This window comes from Blastococcus sp. Marseille-P5729 (assembly GCF_900292035.1).
GTDB lineage: Bacteria > Actinomycetota > Actinomycetes > Mycobacteriales > Antricoccaceae > Cumulibacter.
This window is the reverse complement of record NZ_OMPO01000001.1, coordinates 785,562-801,640: the sequence shown is the minus strand read 5'-3', so window position 1 is coordinate 801,640 and position 16,079 is coordinate 785,562. Positions and strand designations below refer to the sequence as shown.

At 67.8% G+C, this 16,079-nt stretch carries 19 protein-coding genes; 12 read left to right on the top strand and 7 right to left on the bottom strand.

Going from position 1 to position 16,079, the window contains the following annotated elements; all coding sequences use genetic code 11:
- The first annotated feature begins 50 nt into the window (after positions 1-50).
- Positions 51-740: a class I SAM-dependent methyltransferase gene (locus DAA40_RS03890; protein ID WP_106849249.1), complete on the top strand. Its 690-nt coding sequence runs from the start codon at positions 51-53 to the stop codon at positions 738-740.
- A gap of 232 nt (positions 741-972) precedes the next feature.
- Here DAA40_RS03890 and DAA40_RS03885 read toward each other — a convergent pair whose 3' ends face one another.
- Positions 973-1,362, bottom strand: a complete 390-nt coding sequence (locus DAA40_RS03885) for a VOC family protein (protein WP_106848373.1) — start codon at positions 1,360-1,362, stop codon at positions 973-975.
- Positions 1,362-1,655, bottom strand: coding sequence for a helix-turn-helix transcriptional regulator (locus DAA40_RS03880; RefSeq protein ID WP_234356228.1), 294 nt, complete (start codon positions 1,653-1,655; stop codon positions 1,362-1,364). The genes DAA40_RS03885 and DAA40_RS03880 overlap by 1 nt, the downstream gene beginning before the upstream one ends.
- 277 nt (positions 1,656-1,932) lie before the next feature.
- Between DAA40_RS03880 and DAA40_RS03875 the strand changes: the two genes are divergently transcribed.
- From DAA40_RS03875 to DAA40_RS03855, 5 genes are all read left to right on the top strand, one after another.
- On the top strand, positions 1,933-2,520 hold the full coding sequence (locus DAA40_RS03875; protein WP_106848371.1) for a hypothetical protein: 588 nt from the start codon (positions 1,933-1,935) through the stop codon (positions 2,518-2,520).
- Between the two features lie 136 nt (positions 2,521-2,656).
- Positions 2,657-4,327 carry an energy-dependent translational throttle protein EttA gene (ettA, locus tag DAA40_RS03870; RefSeq protein WP_106848370.1) on the top strand — a complete coding sequence of 557 codons (1,671 nt, stop codon included), beginning with the start codon at positions 2,657-2,659 and terminating at the stop codon, positions 4,325-4,327.
- A 3-nt stretch (positions 4,328-4,330) separates the two neighbouring features.
- Complete coding sequence (locus tag DAA40_RS03865; RefSeq protein ID WP_106848369.1) at positions 4,331-4,759, top strand: thioesterase family protein; 429 nt, start codon at positions 4,331-4,333, stop codon at positions 4,757-4,759.
- Entirely contained in the window at positions 4,759-5,190 is a 432-nt protein-coding gene (locus DAA40_RS03860) for a thioesterase family protein (protein WP_106848368.1), read from the top strand. The genes DAA40_RS03865 and DAA40_RS03860 overlap by 1 nt, the downstream gene beginning before the upstream one ends.
- Positions 5,187-5,837: a hypothetical protein gene (locus DAA40_RS03855; protein ID WP_106848367.1), complete on the top strand. Its 651-nt coding sequence runs from the start codon at positions 5,187-5,189 to the stop codon at positions 5,835-5,837. Before DAA40_RS03860 ends, DAA40_RS03855 begins: the two co-directional genes overlap by 4 nt.
- 20 nt (positions 5,838-5,857) lie before the next feature.
- Here DAA40_RS03855 and DAA40_RS03850 read toward each other — a convergent pair whose 3' ends face one another.
- The 3 genes from DAA40_RS03850 to DAA40_RS03840 all read right to left on the bottom strand — a co-directional run bounded on the left by DAA40_RS03850 (position 5,858) and on the right by DAA40_RS03840 (position 8,370).
- Entirely contained in the window at positions 5,858-6,883 is a 1,026-nt protein-coding gene (locus DAA40_RS03850; RefSeq protein WP_158716216.1) for a hypothetical protein, read from the bottom strand.
- Positions 6,884-7,019: 136 nt separating this feature from the next.
- Positions 7,020-7,436: a globin gene (locus DAA40_RS03845; protein ID WP_106848365.1), complete on the bottom strand. Its 417-nt coding sequence runs from the start codon at positions 7,434-7,436 to the stop codon at positions 7,020-7,022.
- Positions 7,437-7,443: 7 nt separating this feature from the next.
- Positions 7,444-8,370, bottom strand: a complete 927-nt coding sequence (locus DAA40_RS03840) for a mechanosensitive ion channel family protein (RefSeq protein ID WP_106848364.1) — start codon at positions 8,368-8,370, stop codon at positions 7,444-7,446.
- A gap of 87 nt (positions 8,371-8,457) precedes the next feature.
- Here DAA40_RS03840 and DAA40_RS03835 point away from each other — a divergent pair, with 87 nt between their 5' ends.
- The 4 genes from DAA40_RS03835 to DAA40_RS03820 all read left to right on the top strand — a co-directional run bounded on the left by DAA40_RS03835 (position 8,458) and on the right by DAA40_RS03820 (position 11,639).
- Positions 8,458-9,399, top strand: coding sequence for a hypothetical protein (locus tag DAA40_RS03835; RefSeq protein WP_106848363.1), 942 nt, complete (start codon positions 8,458-8,460; stop codon positions 9,397-9,399).
- A gap of 91 nt (positions 9,400-9,490) precedes the next feature.
- Positions 9,491-10,909 carry an amidase gene (locus DAA40_RS03830; protein WP_106848362.1) on the top strand — a complete coding sequence of 473 codons (1,419 nt, stop codon included), beginning with the start codon at positions 9,491-9,493 and terminating at the stop codon, positions 10,907-10,909.
- Between the two features lie 22 nt (positions 10,910-10,931).
- A complete protein-coding gene (locus DAA40_RS03825; RefSeq protein WP_106848361.1) occupies positions 10,932-11,198 on the top strand; it encodes a hypothetical protein in 267 nt (88 codons plus the stop codon).
- Positions 11,199-11,213: 15 nt separating this feature from the next.
- A complete protein-coding gene (locus DAA40_RS03820) occupies positions 11,214-11,639 on the top strand; it encodes a DUF5130 family protein (protein WP_106848360.1) in 426 nt (141 codons plus the stop codon).
- Positions 11,640-11,730: 91 nt separating this feature from the next.
- Here DAA40_RS03820 and pepN read toward each other — a convergent pair whose 3' ends face one another.
- Positions 11,731-14,364, bottom strand: a complete 2,634-nt coding sequence (pepN, locus tag DAA40_RS03815) for an aminopeptidase N (RefSeq protein ID WP_234356227.1) — start codon at positions 14,362-14,364, stop codon at positions 11,731-11,733.
- 65 nt (positions 14,365-14,429) lie between these two features.
- Between pepN and DAA40_RS03810 the strand changes: the two genes are divergently transcribed.
- Together DAA40_RS03810 and DAA40_RS03805 are read left to right on the top strand one after the other, a co-directional pair.
- Positions 14,430-15,293, top strand: a complete 864-nt coding sequence (locus tag DAA40_RS03810; protein WP_304529197.1) for a DsbA family protein — start codon at positions 14,430-14,432, stop codon at positions 15,291-15,293.
- Positions 15,294-15,306: 13 nt separating this feature from the next.
- Positions 15,307-15,510, top strand: a complete 204-nt coding sequence (locus tag DAA40_RS03805) for a hypothetical protein (RefSeq protein ID WP_106848358.1) — start codon at positions 15,307-15,309, stop codon at positions 15,508-15,510.
- Positions 15,511-15,553: 43 nt separating this feature from the next.
- Here the strand turns inward: DAA40_RS03805 and DAA40_RS03800 are convergent, their stop codons facing one another.
- Positions 15,554-16,000: a ribose-5-phosphate isomerase gene (locus DAA40_RS03800; RefSeq protein WP_106848357.1), complete on the bottom strand. Its 447-nt coding sequence runs from the start codon at positions 15,998-16,000 to the stop codon at positions 15,554-15,556.
- Positions 16,001-16,079: the final 79 nt, after the last annotated feature.

The window sequence follows — 16,079 nt, the reverse complement described above, 5'->3', positions numbered from 1 at the left end:
CCAGCGCACCTCGCACCGAGCGCCCGTGGGCTCCGACCCTCGGGCGCTCGGTGCGTCTGTTCCGGCTGTTCCTCAAGGAGCAGAGCGATCCGGATCTGTTCTACTCAGCGCTCGCGATCGACTCGGCCGAGCAGGTGGCGGCGTACGCCGACCTGGACGGCGCCACGCTGCTCGACATCGGCGGCGGTCCGGGATACTTCGCCAGCGCCTTCCGGGATCGCAGCGCGAGGTACGTCGGCATCGACCTCGACGCACCCACCGACATGACGCCCGATACCTACGCGCTGCGCGGGTCGGCTGAGGCGCTGCCGTTCGCGGACCAGAGCGTGGATGTCAGCTACAGCAGCAATGTGCTCGAGCATGTGCCCAACCCCTGGTTGATGGCTGACGAGATGGTCCGGGTGACGCGGCCCGGCGGCACCGTGTTCCTGTCGTTCACGCCGTGGTTCTCACCATGGGGCGGTCACGAGACCGCGCCGTGGCACTTCCTCGGCGGGCGGTACGCCGCGAACCGGTACGCCCGCAAGCACGGCAAGCGGCCCAAGAACGACTACGGTGTCGGCCTGTTCGGTTATCGCGTGGGCCAGGCGCTGCGGTGGGCCCGCAACCATCCCGACATCGAGGTGCTCGCTGAGCTGCCCCGGTATCACCCGCGCTGGGCGTGGTGGTTGGTGAAGGTGCCCGTCGTCCGCGAGGTCGCGCTGTGGAACCTCGTCATCGTCGCCCGTCGCCGAGCGTGATAAAGACGCCGACCCGTTCTGCGAGATGACGCGGTTCATCACACTGTACGGGGTTCTCGTTGCGCTCTCGGTGGTTGGAACGCCGGCGACGCCCTTCGCCGTGCAGTCGTTGGGTGGCTGATCTACGCGATGCCCGCGGCGCCCGCCGTGAAGCCGCCGGGCAGTGGCGCCCGTAGGCGCTCGGCAATGCGTAGCGGCCGCGGAGAACTGAGCCGCTCTCCGCGGCTGCGTGTCACGCCGTCTTCGACGACAGCTGGATGAGGTTGCCGCACGTGTCATCGATCGTCATGACTCGCACGGGCCCCATGTCGGTCGGCGGGGACACCACGCGCACGCCGAGCCCGGTCAGGCGATGATGCTCCGCGTCGATGTCATCGACCGCGAAGCTCGTCAGCGGGATCCCATCTTCGATCAGGGCTTGCTTGTACGTCTTGGCGGCAGGATGCTGATCGGGTTCGAGCAGAAGCTCTGTGCTGTTGTCGTCTGTCCCGACGACGGTAAGCCACCGGTACTCACCCATTGGGATGTCGGTTTTCGGGATGAACCCGAGCGTGTCGCGGTAGAACGCGAGTGCCTTGTCCTGGTCGTCCACGAGGACGGACGTGACGATGATGTGCGGCATCATTTCTCCTGTTCGGTTGGTGGGATCGGCCATCGAGTGACGATGGACCGTAGGGGCCCCGGGGTGAACACGTGCACCTTGGTGCGCCCATGTCGGCTCGTATGAACCAGCCCTGCGTCTTCCAGCACCTGAAGATGCTGCGAGATCGCCTGGCGGCTCATGGTGATGCCGTGATGGGCGGTAAGACGCGAGCAGATCTCGAAGAGTGGTTGACCCTCGCGTCGCTGCAGCTCGTCAAGGATCAACCTCCGAGTCTCGTCGGATAACGCCTTGAAGAGTGCGTCGTCGCTCACGAATATCTCCAATACGCAAGTTACAACTTGCATATTGCCTGAGAGGTCGAGAAAGCGCAAGCGCCTGCTTGCCTTTCCGTTCGCGGAAGTGAGCCGCGCTACTGGAGAGCTACCGACGGGTAGCTGTCCCCGAATGCGCCGCAATCGCCGCATTCGGGACATCTACCGGCGGGTAACTGAAGTGGGGCACTGCGCAGCGTCGTCGCGTACCACGTCGAGCGGCTGATGGTTACCGAGTACCCTGGGCCAAGATCTACTCCCAGACGCAGGAGGATGGATGACTGCGCCCTCGCAGCCCAACGACCCCAACGCCGGCGGCCAGGTTCGTCCGCCGGGCGCCGAGATCCCCGAGGCGGAGTATGGCAGCACTGCCCAGTTCCAGGCCTTCGTGCGCGAGAACGACGACCCCGACGAGGCACGCGACCGCGCGGCGGCCGACCCGGACGGCGCCCGCCCGGCGCTCGACGTAATGCCCGACGACCGCGAGATCCAGTTCTCCGAACCCCCGCCGGTGCGCAGCGCGCAACCGACGCCGCGCCCGGCCACCGCCGATGTCGAGGACGCCGAACTCGGCAGCACCGCGCAGTTCCAGGCCTTCGCCGCCGGGCCGGACGACGACACGATCCAGAGCGCTGCATCCGAGCGCCGCACCACGACGGACGACGACCAGGTTCTCGAGGCCGTCGTGCCCGAGGACCATGACCCCACCGCCGCGCAGATCATGGACGACCCACAGGTCCGAGGCTCGGTCCAGCCCTCCGACCTGCCGCCGGTCAACCCCGACAACAAGCGCAATCTGTACATCGCGCTCGCGGTGATCGTCTTGGTGGCGGTCGTCGTCGCGCTGATCTACTTCATCGCCTAGCACCTGCCCGACATCCCGCCGGCGTCCGATCGGCGGGCTCCACAGGCGTGCCTGCCGTCAGCGGCCCGACCCCGCTGGGAGAGAATCGGCCACTGAGGCAGCGCACTCCACCACAGCAACGAAAGAGGCTTCGATCGTGGCGCAGTACATCTACACCATGCGCAAGGCGCGCAAGGCGCACGGAGACAAGGTCATCCTGGACGACGTCACCCTCGCCTTCTACCCGGGCGCCAAGATCGGCGTCGTCGGCCCGAACGGCGCCGGCAAGTCGTCGGTGCTGAAGATCATGGCCGGGGTCGACAAGCCCTCCAACGGCGATGCCTTCCTCAGCCCCGGCTACACCGTCGGGATGCTCGCCCAGGAACCGCACCTGGATGAGAACCTGACCGTCCGCGAGAACATCGACCTCGCGGTGCAGGACATGCGCGACACCCTCGCGAAGTTCGAGGAGGTCTCGGCCGCCATGGGCGAGCCGGACGCCGACTTCGACGTCCTCATGGAGGAGCAGGGCAAGCTCATGGAGAAGATCGAGCACGGCGGTGGCTGGGAGCTCGACTCGACCATCGAGCAGGCCATGGACGCGCTGCGCTGCCCGCCCGGCGACGAGGAGATCTCGCACCTGTCCGGCGGCGAGAAGCGCCGCGTCGCGCTGTGCAAGCTGCTGCTGGAAGCCCCCGACCTCCTGCTGCTCGACGAGCCCACCAACCACCTGGACGCGGAGTCGGTGCACTGGCTCGAGCAGCACCTCGAGAAGTACGCCGGCACCGTCGTCGCCGTGACCCACGATCGCTACTTCCTCGACAACGTGGCGCAGTGGATCCTCGAGCTCGACCGCGGCCGCGCGCACGCCTACGAAGGCAACTACTCGACCTACCTCGAGAAAAAGCAGGCCCGCCTGAAGGTCGAGGGCCAGAAGGACGCCAAGCGCCAGAAGCGCCTCGCCGAGGAGCTCGAGTGGGTGCGCTCGAACGCCAAGGGCCGGCAGGCCAAGAGCAAGGCTCGCCTCGCCCGCTACGAGGAGATGGCGGCGGAGGCGGAGAAGACCCGCAAGCTCGACTTCGAGGAGATCCAGATCCCGCCGGGCCCGCGCCTCGGTGCGGTCGTGGTCGAGGCCAACCACCTCACCAAGGGCTTCGACGACCGGATCCTCATCGATGACCTGTCCTTCACCCTGCCGCGCAACGGCATCGTCGGCGTGATCGGCCCGAACGGCACCGGCAAGACGACCCTGTTCAAGATGATCGTCGGCGCGGAGCAGCCCGACTCCGGCTCGATCAAGCTCGGCGAGACCGTCAAGCTGTCGTACGTCGATCAGAGCCGCGCCGGTCTGGACCCGAAGAAGAACGTCTGGGAGGTCGTCTCCGACGGACTGGACCACATCCAGGTCGGGCAGGTCGAGATGCCCTCGCGCGCCTACATCTCGGCGTTCGGCTTCAAGGGCCCCGACCAGCAGAAGCCCTCGGGTGTGTTGTCCGGTGGCGAGCGCAACCGCCTCAACCTCGCGCTCACCCTCAAGCAGGGCGGCAACCTGATCCTGCTCGACGAGCCGACGAACGACCTGGACGTCGAGACCCTCTCCAGCCTTGAGAATGCGCTGCTGGACTTCCCCGGCTGCGTCGTGGTCACCTCTCACGACCGGTGGTTCCTGGACCGAATCGCGACCCACATCCTCGCCTACGAGGGTGACTCGCAGTGGTTCTGGTTCGAGGGCAACTTCGACGCCTACGAGAAGAACAAGATCGAGCGGCTCGGACCCGAGGCCGCCCGCCCGCACCGCGCGACCTATCGCAAGCTCACCCGGGGCTAGGCGATGGGCAAGACTTACGACTACGACGTCCATCTGCGCTGGTCGGACGCCGACCGTCAGGGCCATATCAACAACGGCAAGTTCGCCACCTACGCCGAGGACGCCCGCATCGAGTGGTTCGAGCACCTGCCCGGACGCGAGGGTCGGGTGCCCAGCGGCGGGCTCATTCTGGCTCGCCAGGAGATCGAGTACCACCGGCAAGTCCTCACCGAGGGTGAGCCGGGCAAGCACATGGTCATGAAGTGCTCGGCGCTGTCGGTGGGGCGCACCTCGGCCCGGATCCGCGAGGAGCTGTGGGGGGAGAACGACACCACGCCCGCGTGCACCGTCGTCTGCGTACTGGTCAACTTCGACTACGAGGCGCAGTCCTCGACGCCGTGGACCGACCAGCAGCGCGAGTGGATCGAGTCGTTCGCCGCCGAGGAACGGTAGTGGTCTTCCAGACGCAGATCCCGCTGCGGTGGGGCGACATGGATGCCTACGGGCACGTCAACAACGCCACCTTCGTCAGCTACCTCGAACAGGCCCGCGTCAACGCCTTCGAGTCGCGCACGGAGGATCGGACCGGCGCGGAGATGCTGATGACTGGCATCGTCGTGGTCGAGCACCAGATCCGCTACCGCCGCCAGGTGCCCTTCTCGCCGGTTCCGCTGCGCGCCCTGCTGTGGGTGCAGGAGGTCAGGTCGGCGTACTACGTGACGTCGTATGAGCTGTGGAATGATGCGGGGGAGCAGCCCGAGCTCGCCGTCACGGCCACCACCAAGCTCGCGCCGATCAACTTCGAGACCGGCCGGCCACGCCGGTTCACGGACGCTGAGCGTGAGTACCTGCTGGCCTTCGAGCCACCTGGAGGACGCACATGAGCACGCTCGCGCCGGCCTCGCACGCGGCGCGCACCGACCTGCTCACGTTCAGCTCGCGCGTCGCGCGACTTGCCCCGGACGGTCTGATCCGCCTGAAGAACGAACGCGACCGCACCACGGCGTGGGCGCTCGCCGTTGGCGTCCTGGTACGCCGCGACTTCGGCGCCAACCTCGAAGGGGCCGACGACGTCACCGTCTCGGCCAAGGCTCTCGCGGACGCCGTCGACCGGTCGGTGTCGTCGTCCGAGGTGGTAGACCTGCCCGAGGCGATGGACGCCGCCTGGCGCGCGTCCCTGCCGCCGTCCACCGACTGGACCCACCGGGAGGACCTCCCCGCGACCGAGATCCTGCAGACCCTCGACTTGGCGGGCTCTCAGCTGAAGGCCCTGGACGACACGCAGATCGCGGCGGCCGGGGACGCGATGCTCTCGCAGACCATCGCCATGGTCGACCGCGACAGCGTCGAGCCGGTCGAGATCCCGATGCGGATGCTGGTGGCGATGAGCCGGCTGGGGTTCCTCTCCGAGGCCGGCGGAGAGAACGACACGATCCGGGTGGCCACCAACGGCCGTTGGATCGTCGCGGCGACGCGGCTGGGCGCGGCCTTCCGCCGTCCGGCCTCCATTGACCTGCTCGGACTGAGCTGAGCGCCTGAACAGTCCGGCCGTCAGCCGGTCTGGCGCCAGGAGTCGCCGGACGAGCTCGACCCGTTCGACGGCTCGGGGGCGATGAACTGCGGGGTGGCGTGCGGCCGGGGCGGTTGCTCTCCCTGCTCTCCGCGCCCGGTCATGATCACCGGGATGTACCCGCTGTCGTCGACCCGCCGGGGGTACGGGGCGCCGTCCGGCGTAAGATTCTCCACCGCCTTCAGCCGGGAGTTCCACACCAGGGCGATCAGGGTGAACCCGGCGAGCGCGACCCGCAGCCCGATCGGGGTGTCCGCCGGCCGTACGGCGTCCCCGCGCAAGGACATCACCAAGCACAGCATGACCAGCGCGAACGCTGCGCCGATGGTCAAGGTCATCGCCAGCCGGGTGGCGCTGGCGCGCCGGGTCGCCAGCGGGAGGACGGCGATGCCCACGCCGACCGCCATGATGATCAGGATCATGAGCCGGAACAGCGTGACCCCGGGGGCGCCGGTGGCGGACGTCGCGAAGAACAGCTGGAAGGCCGCCATCTGCCCCGACTCCTCGCCGATTCCGGAGACCACGACCCACGGCAACCAGATGGTGGCGAAGGTGAGCGCGGCGGCGACCGGAGCGATGATCCATCGAGTCTGCTGTTCGCGGGCTGGGAAGCTGAAGGCCGAGACGACCCAGGCGATTCCGATCACCGCCAGCGACAGGACCACGACCTTCACCGGCCAGGGATAGCTGCCCGATTCAGGCATGAGAACCGGGCCGATGGCGGTCAGCGCTCCGATCGTCGGGATGAAGGCGACATAGCTCATCCAGCGATGCGGGAAGGCCAGCGCGAGCGCGCCGAGGATCACGGTAGCGACGCTGGACCAGACCAGCTCGGGACGAACGTCGGCCGGCGGCACCTCAGAGGCGGAGGACCAGGGGATGAACAGCATGATCACCACGGCCGGAAGCAGGCACACCAAGACCCACCAAGCCCCTCTGCTGGAGACACTTGATGGGAGGATCGTCTTCGAACCCTCGGGAGTGAGGTAGTCCTTCGCCGGCGTCATGATTGGTCCAAGTGTGACCGAGTTGTAGTTACCGGACCGTAGGTGTCCCCCTGATGGATCGCAACCGTGACTGGGCCGTGACTGAACAGAGTCCGGGACTGTGGCGCGGATTACGCCGCCGCCGCGCTGGGTGCGTTCAGCGTGTCGCGGCGGGGTCCGAATCGGCGCTGTTGACGAGGCTGTTCGCCGCCATCGTGAGATAGCCCCACAGTTGGGCATCGTGCTCGGGGGACAGCTCGATGGAGTCGACCGCATCGCGCATGTGCTTCAGCCACAGGTCGCGTTCATGCGTGCGGATCACGAACGGCTGGTGGCGCATCCGCAGGCGCGGGTGACCACGCTGCTCGGAGTAGGTGCCCGGGCCGCCCCAGTACTGCTCGAGGAACATCCGCAGCCGATCCTCGGCCGGACCGAGGTCCTCCTCTGGATACATCGCGCGCAGCTCGGCGTCCGCCGCGACGTTCTCGTAGAACCGGCGTACCAGCCGCGCGAAGGTCTCGTGCCCGCCGATCTCCTCGTAGAACGACCCGTGTCGCCTCGCTCTGGTGGTCACGATCCTCCTACTGGCTGCCGTTGCCCGTCCCTGGGAAGGATACCGCCGGAGCCTGGATGCCGGCCGCCGTGAACGCCTCGCTGATCCGCTGCTTGGCGTCGCGGCCGACGCGATAGCGATCGAGCGGGGTGACGGTGAGGACGGCGCGGAGGGTGATGCCGACGGCGTTGACGGCCTGTACGCCCAGCACCTGCGGATCGTCCAGGAAGGAATCCTGCTCGTCGTCAGAGGTGGCCATCGCGTCGAGAACCCGGCGCATCTCAGATCGCGCCAGCTCCAGATCGGTGCCGTGCGCGACCGGCATGTCGACGATGACGCTCGCGGTGCCCTGGCTCTGGTTGGCCACCCGTAGGATCTCGCCGTTGCGGACGTACCAGACCACGCCCTCGACGTCCCGCAGGCGGGTAGTGCGCAGCCCGACTGCCTCGACCGTGCCGATCGCCTCGCCCAGGTCGACGGTGTCACCGACGCCGTACTGGTCCTCGAGGATGATGGCGATCCCGTTGAGATAGTCCTTGACGAGGTTCTGGGCTCCGAAGCCGAGGGCGACGCCGACGATGCCGGCGCTCGCAACGATCGGTGCGAGGTTGATGCCGAGCTCGCCGAGGATCAGAACGGTGGCGACGCTGAACACCACGATCGAGACCACGCTCTTGAGCACGCTGCGGATCGTCTCGCCACGCTGGCGCCGCCGCTCGTCGTTCAGTCCAGCCGCGGCCGCGATGACGCTGCGGGCGCGGCCGCGAACCGGTATGAGCATCACCGGGTCCTTGCCGTCGATCGAGCGCTGGGTGAGCCGTCGGATGGCGCGGTGCAGCAGGAACCGGATGACGACCGTGATCACGATGATCAGCGTGATGCGGCCGCCGACGACCAGCCACTCGTTGGCTTCGGCGAAGGTCTGCTGGGCTTCTCGGGGTAGCTCGTTGAACATCACCGCCGAGTGTAGGGGTGGCGGCCGATGGTCGGCAGGATCGCGACAAGGTTGACTAACGAAACTTACAGTAAATAAAGTGAGGGAGTGCCCTCGCTGTCGAACCGCCCGTTGCTGTCGACCTCGGCCGACCGCGCCCTGGTGGTCGAGCGCACCGCCGAGTTGACGGTGGTAGGGGACGCCGTCCGCGGCGGGCTGAACGTGCTGCTCACGGGTGCGCCCGGGGCAGGCGCCACCACGGTGCTGCACCAGCTGTTGCGCAGGCTGCCCCGCGAGGGACAGGTGCACCCGCGATTCGTGAACGCGGCGGCCTTGCAGACCACCGACGAGCTGCTGCAGGAGTCGCTCGCCGAGCTGGTCCCGGCCATGGCCGTCGTCGGCGGTGGCTCGACCTACGCGCGGTTCGCCCGCTACGGCGAAGCACCGGACGGCGTGGTCGTGCTGGTCGACAATTCGCCACTGGCGCTCCTGCAGGACGCCTTCGGCACGCATCGCGACGAGATGTGGCAGGTCCCCGTGCGGTGGGTGGTGACCTGCCACGAGCAGCAGCGCGCGGACCTCCTGGCGACGCCGGCCGGCGACTTCTTCGATGTCGTCGTCGACCTCGAGCCGCTGACCGACGTACAGGCCGCGAGCCTGCTGCGCCGCCGGACGACGAAGGATGAGCTGAACGGGCACGCGTTGCGGGTCGCGGTCGAGTCGGCTGGGGGCAATCCGCGGGCCCTGATCCGGGCCGCGCGCCGGGTCGTGCTGGAGGGAGTCGATCCGGACGACCTCCAGCGCGACGTGTATCGGCGCGCCGAGGTGGCGCGGGGGCTGTCGCGCCCTGCGGCCATGCTGCTCGCGGAGCTGGTCGAGCGGGGCCCCTCAAGCGCGTCGGATCCAGGCCTGCAGGCCGCCACCGGGTGGACCAGATCGCGTCTCGTGCAGGTTCTCAACGAGCTCGAGCGCAGCGGCGCGGTCGACAGCGACGAGCACGGAGGTGGGCGGTCCGGCAGGCCCCGCAAGGTCTTCCGGTCCCGCTACTAGTGGCGCGATGCCGTTCGCTCACGTCCGAATAGCACCGCAGCGGGCGATAGCGTGGTGAAACCCACCGCAGCCGGTTGGGTAGGTTGGCAGCATGGCCGCCCTTCACGATCTCAGCGCGCTCGAGCAGGCTCAGATGATCGCGGCGCGTGAGGCATCCCCGGTCGAGCTTGTCGAGCACTATCTAGACCGCATCGAGCGGCACAACGACACCGTGGGCGCGTTCGTCACGGTGACCGCGGACGCCGCTCGGGCGCAGGCCAGGAGGGCCGAGCGCGCCCTCCGGAGCGGCGCGGACCTGCCGCTGCTGCACGGCGTGCCAACCGGCATCAAGGATCTGTCGAACCTCGAAGGCGTGCGCACCACCTCCGGGACTGCGCTGATGGCGGACTTCGTAGCGCCGTACACCGACGAGGCCGTGCAGCGGATCCTGGACGGCGGCATGATCAGCCTCGGCAAGACCCAGACGCCGGAGTTCGGCTTCCCCTGCTGGACCATCAACGACGTCGGTCCGACCTCCCGGACCCCGTGGGACCTCACCCGCCTCGCGAGCGGGTCGTCCGGCGGGGCGGCGGCCGCGGTGTCCGCGGGCCTGCTGCCGATGGCGCAGGGCTCCGACGGCGGTGGCTCCGTGCGCAGCCCGGCGGCCGCGTGCGGACTCGTCGGGCTGAAGCCGTCGCGGGGGCGGATCACCAACGGCCCGCTTCACGTAGACCCGGCCGGGCTGGCGGTCATCGGCCCGCTCGCCCGCACGGTCGATGACGTGGCCGCGTTCCTGGACATCGCCGCCGGGCCGGGTCGGTCCGATCCGTACTGGGCGCCGCCGCTACCGGCAGGGGAGAGCTTCCGGGACGCCGTACGCCGACCGCCGCGGCGGCTGCGGATCGGGCGGTACATCGACCCAGTGATGCCCGGCGCGGTGGTGGCCGCGGACGTCGCTGACTCCTGGGAGCGGACCTCCACACTGCTGGAGTCGCTGGGCCACGACGTCGAGGACATCGATGCCCCGATCAGCGTCGACGGTGTCGCTGAGTTCATGAAGGTCTGGGCGCTCGGCGCGACCGGGCTGCCGTTCGACGACGAGCAGGCCCGCGGGCTCAAGCCGCTCACTCGGTGGTTGCGCGAGCAGGGGATGCGATTCACCGGCGCCGAGGCGATGGCCGCGCTGGTGGCAATGGGCCAGGTCGGGCGCTCGATCGTGGAGCGACTCGCGCCGTACGACGTCGTGCTCTGCCCGGTCACCACCGACGTCGCCAGGCCGCTCGACTGGTACGGGGACGACCCTGCCGCGGACTTCGAGCTGCAGAAGCAGTACTCGGCCTTCACCAGCCCGTACAACGTCTCCGGACAGCCCGCGGTGAGCCTCCCGCTGCACCACAGCAGCGATGGCCTGCCGATCGGCATGATGCTGGTGGGTCGGCCGGCCGACGAGCTCACGCTGCTCGCGCTCGGCGCGCAACTGGAGCAGGCACTTCCGTGGCGCGATCGCGTACCCCCGATATGGCACGAGTGAGAATCGGCTAGATTCTCTAGGCATGAGCCTCCCGCATGTGATCTTGATGTTCGTCGGCGGACCACTGCTGGTCATGGCGATCGCCTACGGCCTCGCCTACCTGATGTCTCGCGACACCGCCTCGGCCGGCACCTACAAGCTCGGCGACACGTGGGAGCGTGAGCCGCTATGGTTCGTCGGACAGCCCCGCGAGGGCGTGGCCGCGCACCTGCCGCAGCACGCACTCGAGACCGCTCACGAGCCCGTTCCGTCGGCCACCATGGTCGGTGGCGCCAGCGGTACCTGGTAGCGAGGAGAGACTGAGATGGCCACCACTGCACCCGCCGAGCACCCCACCCTCGCGTTCGGGCCGACCGGCAATTCCGGACCCTTCACCTTCAAAGAGCTCGATCGTCTTTCCGAGGCGCTGACGATGAGCTCTCACGAGTCCGACATCAACTTCTCGGTGTTCATCGGCAACCTCGGCGCGGACCGTCGCGGCGCGGTCGCGCAGCGACACCGCAGCTTCGGCGCCAAGGCCGGTAACACCTGCCTGATCGCCGTCTCGCCCAACGAGCGGGCGGTCGAGATCGGCGTCGGTGAGATCGCCGCCAAGCGGCTCGATGACCGCGCCTGCAACCTCGCGGTTGCCTCGATGGTCTCCAGCTTCCAGGGCGGCGACCTGGTCGGTGGGCTGGTCGACGGGCTGCGGCTGCTGTCCGAGCAGGCCGGCCGCCCGCACCAGGCCTAACCGCGGGGGCTTCTACGTCAATGCTTGATTTTTGCTGAGAGGCGATTGCGCAGGACCAGCGGTAGATGCCGTAGCAAGCGTTCGTGTGACCTCAGCCGCGATTGCCCTCGGCGTCCGTGCGGCGGCAGGCCAGCGCCCGCATGATGCTGTCGCGCTGCTCGGCGACTAATCGCGCCTGGGGGTCGGCATGTCCGCCTGCAGACAGCCATCGGTCGGCCGCATCCACGGTCTCCTGCTCGATCAGCCGGGGGAACATCAGCTCGGTCACCTGCTGGGCGATCGCCGACGAGCGGTTCTGCCACACGTGATCGAGCGCCTCGAAGTAGCGATCGCGGTAGCCGCGGGTCAGGTCGTACTGGCGCCACGAGTAGAACCCCAGCGCCGTCGCCTCATGCATGTAGTTGGTGAGCTCATCGTTCTCGACCGCGGAGCTCCACGCCTCTGCCTTCGCCTCGGGAGTCGCTCGGACGGCGAGCGCGGTGGCGGCGCGGCGCTGGGCCACGTCCCCGGGGTCCTTCGCCAGCGCCGCCTCGATCTCGGCGTCCCCGGCTCGCCCGGCCGCGACCAACGGCGTGAGCAGGGCCCACCTGGTGTCGAGATCCATCGCCAGACCATCGAGCTTTTGCGAGCCTGTGGCGATCGCCGCGAGTCGGTCGAGCTGGGTGTCGGTCACGGCGGACGAGGCGAACACCCGCGACCAGTGCACCTGGGCGTCACTGCCGGCCGCCGCCTGCTCGGTCTGCGCCCACGCGAAGTCCGCCAGCTGCTCGGCACCCTCGCGCATCCAGTCCGGCGCACTGTAGGAGAAGACCGCTGACTGCGCCTGCGCCGAGAGGGTCTGGATGACGCTCATGGTCTGCTCGCTGCCGACCCCGGTCAAGAACAGCGCGAGGTAGTCGCGGGCCCGCATCTCGCCATCGCGAGTCATGTCCCACGCCGCGCCCCAGCAGAGTGCGCGGGGCAGCGACTCGGCGAACTTGTCGATGTGCTCCAGCAGGAAGGTCAGCGACTGCTCGTCGAAGCGTATCTTGGCGTAGGCGAGGTCGTCGTCATTGACCAGGAACAGCGCTGGGCGCATGGTCCCGACGAGTTGCTTGACCTCGGTGCGCTCACCTTCGACATCGAGTTCGATGCGGTTGGTGCGCACCAGGCGGCCATCTTGCAGGTCGTAGCAGCCGACGGCGAGCCGGTGGGTGCGCAGCGTCGGGTGCTCGGCGACGGCGGTCTGCTCGATGGCGAACGACGTGATGAGGCCGTTCTCGTCGGTTTCGACGACCGGGCGGAGGGTGTTGACCTGGGAAGTCTCCAGCCACTGCGCCGCCCACCACGACAGATCGCGTCCGCTGGCCCGCTCCAGCTCGTCGAAGAGGTCCTGCAGCTCGGTGTTCGCGTATTGATGCTTCTTGAAGTATGCGCGCAACGCGGCGAAGAAAGCATCCTGGCCGACGTACGCCACGAGCTGCTTGAGCACTGAGGCGCCCTTGGCGTAGGTGATGCCGTCGAAGTTGACCTCCACGGCCTGCACGTCGACCATGTCCGCGGCGATCGGGTGCGTGGTCGACTTGGTGTCCTGGTCATAGGCCCACGTCTTCTCGACGTTCGCGAAGGTGGTCCAGGCGTTGGTGTACTTCGTCGCCTCCGCCTGGCAGTGCACTGAGGCATAGGTGGCGAAGGACTCGTTGAGCCACAGGTCGTCCCACCACCGCATCGTGACGAGATCGCCGAACCACATGTGCGCCATCTCGTGCAGGATCGTCTCCGCGCGACGTTCGAGCCGGTATTCAGTGACCTTCGACTGGAAGACGTAGTCGTCACGGAACGTGATGGCGCCCGCGTTCTCCATCGCGCCGAAGTTGAACTCGGGAACGAACAGCTGGTCGTACTTCCCGAAGGGGTAGGGAAAGTCGAAGAGCTCCTGGAAGAAGTCGAAGCCCTGCTTGGTCACCTCGAAGATCTCGTCCGCGTCGAGGAACCGCGCCAGCGACGACCGGCAGTAGATTCCCAGGTCGATGCCGTCGTGGCGGTCGTGCACGTGATGGAAGGGGCCCGCGATCAGCGCGGTGATATAGGTCGACATCGGCTTCGTGGTCGCGAAATGGACCGTCTTGGAACCATCGCCGTTGTCGGTGACCCGCTCCGGCGTGCCGTTCGAGACGACCTCCCAGTCCCGGGGTGCGGTGACGTGGAAGGTGTAGGTCGCCTTCAGATCGGGTTGGTCGAAGCACGGGAACATCAACTTCGCGTTCGCCGTCTCGAACTGCGAGTAGAGGTAAACCGCCTGATCGCTCGGGTCGACGAAACGGTGCAGCCCTTCTCCGGTGTTGGTGTAGAGGCAGTCGACGTCGACCACCAGCTCGTTGCGTGCCGCCAGACCACCGAGGGAGATGCCGTCTTCGGCGCGGTAGCCGGAGGTGTCGATGCTCGAGCCGTTGAGCACCACCTCGTGCACCCGGTCCGCGACGACATCGACGAACGTCGATTCGCCTGGAGTGGCCTCGAAGCGGATCAGCGCGCGCGAGCGGAAGGTGCGGTCGCTGGGCCGTCCCGCGCCGTCGGTGAGGTCGATGCGCACGTCGTACGACGTCGTCCGTACGACCGACGAGCGCTGCCGCGCCTGGTCGCGAGTGAGGTTCGGGTGGGCCACTGAGGTGTCCTTCGCGTCGCTGGCGTGCCGCGCACCTGTGGTGCCGGCGGCAAGTTCGTCGTGCCCGTGATCTTCAGGCAACCGGGAACGATCCTGCCATAGGATCGATGAACGCATGGATGCCGACAGAGACGAGGAAGCAGCCCGTGGGCAAGAAGAAGGACGCTGCGGCGAAGGCCGGGGAGCTCGAGGCCAAGAAGGCCAAGAAGAGGTCCGACAAGAATTCCGCGATCAAGTCAGGCAAGAAGGACACGAAGAAGAAGGACGGCAAGAAGTCCGACAAGAAGGCCAAAAAGGACGATCGCACGACCACAGGCCCGCACGGAGACGCGCTCGGCGCTCCGCGGCCGGGCGAGGTCGATGCCGCCATCGCCGCTGCCGACCAGCTGACGGGCGAGGACGGCGCAGACCGCGACCGTGTCGACTTCTGGTTCGACCCGGCCTGCCCCTGGTGCTGGATCACCTCGCGGTGGATCCTCGAGGCCGAGAAGGTGCGCGACCTCGAGGTGAGCTTCCACGTCATGAGTCTCTCCGTGCTGAACGAAGGGCGCGACCTGGACCGGTCGTACGCGGCGCTGATGAAGAAGGCGTGGGGCCCGGTGCGGGTACTGATCGCCGCTGCCCGGGAGAAGGGCGATGCCGTGCTGGGACCGCTCTACACCGCGATGGGCACCCGCATCCACAACGAGGGCCGCAAGGACTTCGCCAAGGTCATCACCGAGTCGCTGCAGGAGGTCGGACTGCCGACCAGCCTGGCCAAGGCGGCTCGTTCGACGGAGTTCGATGATGAGCTGCGCCGCTCGCACCACGAAGGCATGGACAAGGTCGGCGACGATGTCGGTACGCCGACCATCCACGTCAACGGGGTCGCCTTCTTCGGACCGGTGCTCTCCCGCATCCCGCGCGGCGAGGACGCCGGAACCGTCTGGGACGGTGCGGTCAAGCTCTCGTCGTACCCGCACTTCTTCGAGCTGAAGCGTTCCCGCGACGAGTCGCCGTCCTTCGACTAGCGGGACTCTCGCGATGAACGATGCCCGCTCCGTGCACGATTACGAGTCGGTCGACGAGCGCTCGGCCCGCGGCCTCGTCGACAGCGGGCCATCTCGGATACGCCGCGATCAGGCGATGCGCGCGCGAGACATCGACCGGCCCACCGAGGCCGATCTGGCCGAGGCCGAGGACTCGCTGCAGGTCGTTCACCGCAACTGGAAGCCGCCGTCTGGCTAGCCCGCCAGGCCAGCCAGACGACGGGCTTCGGAAGCCGATGCGGCTACCTGCTCTCGTAGTCCGCGATCAGGTCGATCCGGCGCTGGTGACGCTCGTTCTCGCTCCACTTGGTGGCGAGGAAGACATCGACGATCTCGGCCGCCTCCTCCAGCGAGTGCATCCGCGCCCCGATGCCGATCACCTGTGCGTTGTTGTGCTCGCGGGCCAGCGCTGCGGTCTCGGTGCTCCAGGCGAGTGCTGCGCGAATCCCGGCTACCTTGTTCGCTGCGATCTGCTCGCCGTTGCCCGACCCGCCGATGACGACGCCCAGGCTCCCGGCATCGTCCCGGACCGCCTCGGCGGCTGCGATGCAAAACGGCGGGTAGTCGTCGTCCTTGTCGTAGACGTGAGCGCCCAGGTCGGTGACGTCGTGGCCCGCGTTCTGCAGGTGCTGCACGAGGTGGTTCTTGAGCTCGAATCCGGCGTGGTCGCAACCGATGTAAACGCGCATGGCAGCAAAGGTAGCGCGCCGCTCATTTCGAACCGGCGACTGGTCATGGCGACGTACGATCGTGGTGTCCGTCCGCTGA

What these genes read in the sequence shown, in the direction of transcription:
- DAA40_RS03885 (WP_106848373.1), bottom strand. Translation starts at nt 1,362, where the DNA reads ATGCCGCACATCATCGTCACGTCCGTCCTCGTGGACGACCAGGACAAG.
- DAA40_RS03875 (WP_106848371.1), top strand. Translation starts at nt 1,933, where the DNA reads ATGACTGCGCCCTCGCAGCCCAACGACCCCAACGCCGGCGGCCAGGTT.
- DAA40_RS03865 (WP_106848369.1), top strand. Translation starts at nt 4,331, where the DNA reads ATGGGCAAGACTTACGACTACGACGTCCATCTGCGCTGGTCGGACGCC.
- DAA40_RS03855 (WP_106848367.1), top strand. Translation starts at nt 5,187, where the DNA reads ATGAGCACGCTCGCGCCGGCCTCGCACGCGGCGCGCACCGACCTGCTC.
- DAA40_RS03850 (WP_158716216.1), bottom strand. Translation starts at nt 6,883, where the DNA reads ATGACGCCGGCGAAGGACTACCTCACTCCCGAGGGTTCGAAGACGATC.
- DAA40_RS03840 (WP_106848364.1), bottom strand. Translation starts at nt 8,370, where the DNA reads ATGTTCAACGAGCTACCCCGAGAAGCCCAGCAGACCTTCGCCGAAGCC.
- DAA40_RS03830 (WP_106848362.1), top strand. Translation starts at nt 9,491, where the DNA reads ATGGCCGCCCTTCACGATCTCAGCGCGCTCGAGCAGGCTCAGATGATC.
- DAA40_RS03825 (WP_106848361.1), top strand. Translation starts at nt 10,932, where the DNA reads ATGAGCCTCCCGCATGTGATCTTGATGTTCGTCGGCGGACCACTGCTG.
- DAA40_RS03820 (WP_106848360.1), top strand. Translation starts at nt 11,214, where the DNA reads ATGGCCACCACTGCACCCGCCGAGCACCCCACCCTCGCGTTCGGGCCG.
- DAA40_RS03805 (WP_106848358.1), top strand. Translation starts at nt 15,307, where the DNA reads ATGAACGATGCCCGCTCCGTGCACGATTACGAGTCGGTCGACGAGCGC.
- DAA40_RS03800 (WP_106848357.1), bottom strand. Translation starts at nt 16,000, where the DNA reads ATGCGCGTTTACATCGGTTGCGACCACGCCGGATTCGAGCTCAAGAAC.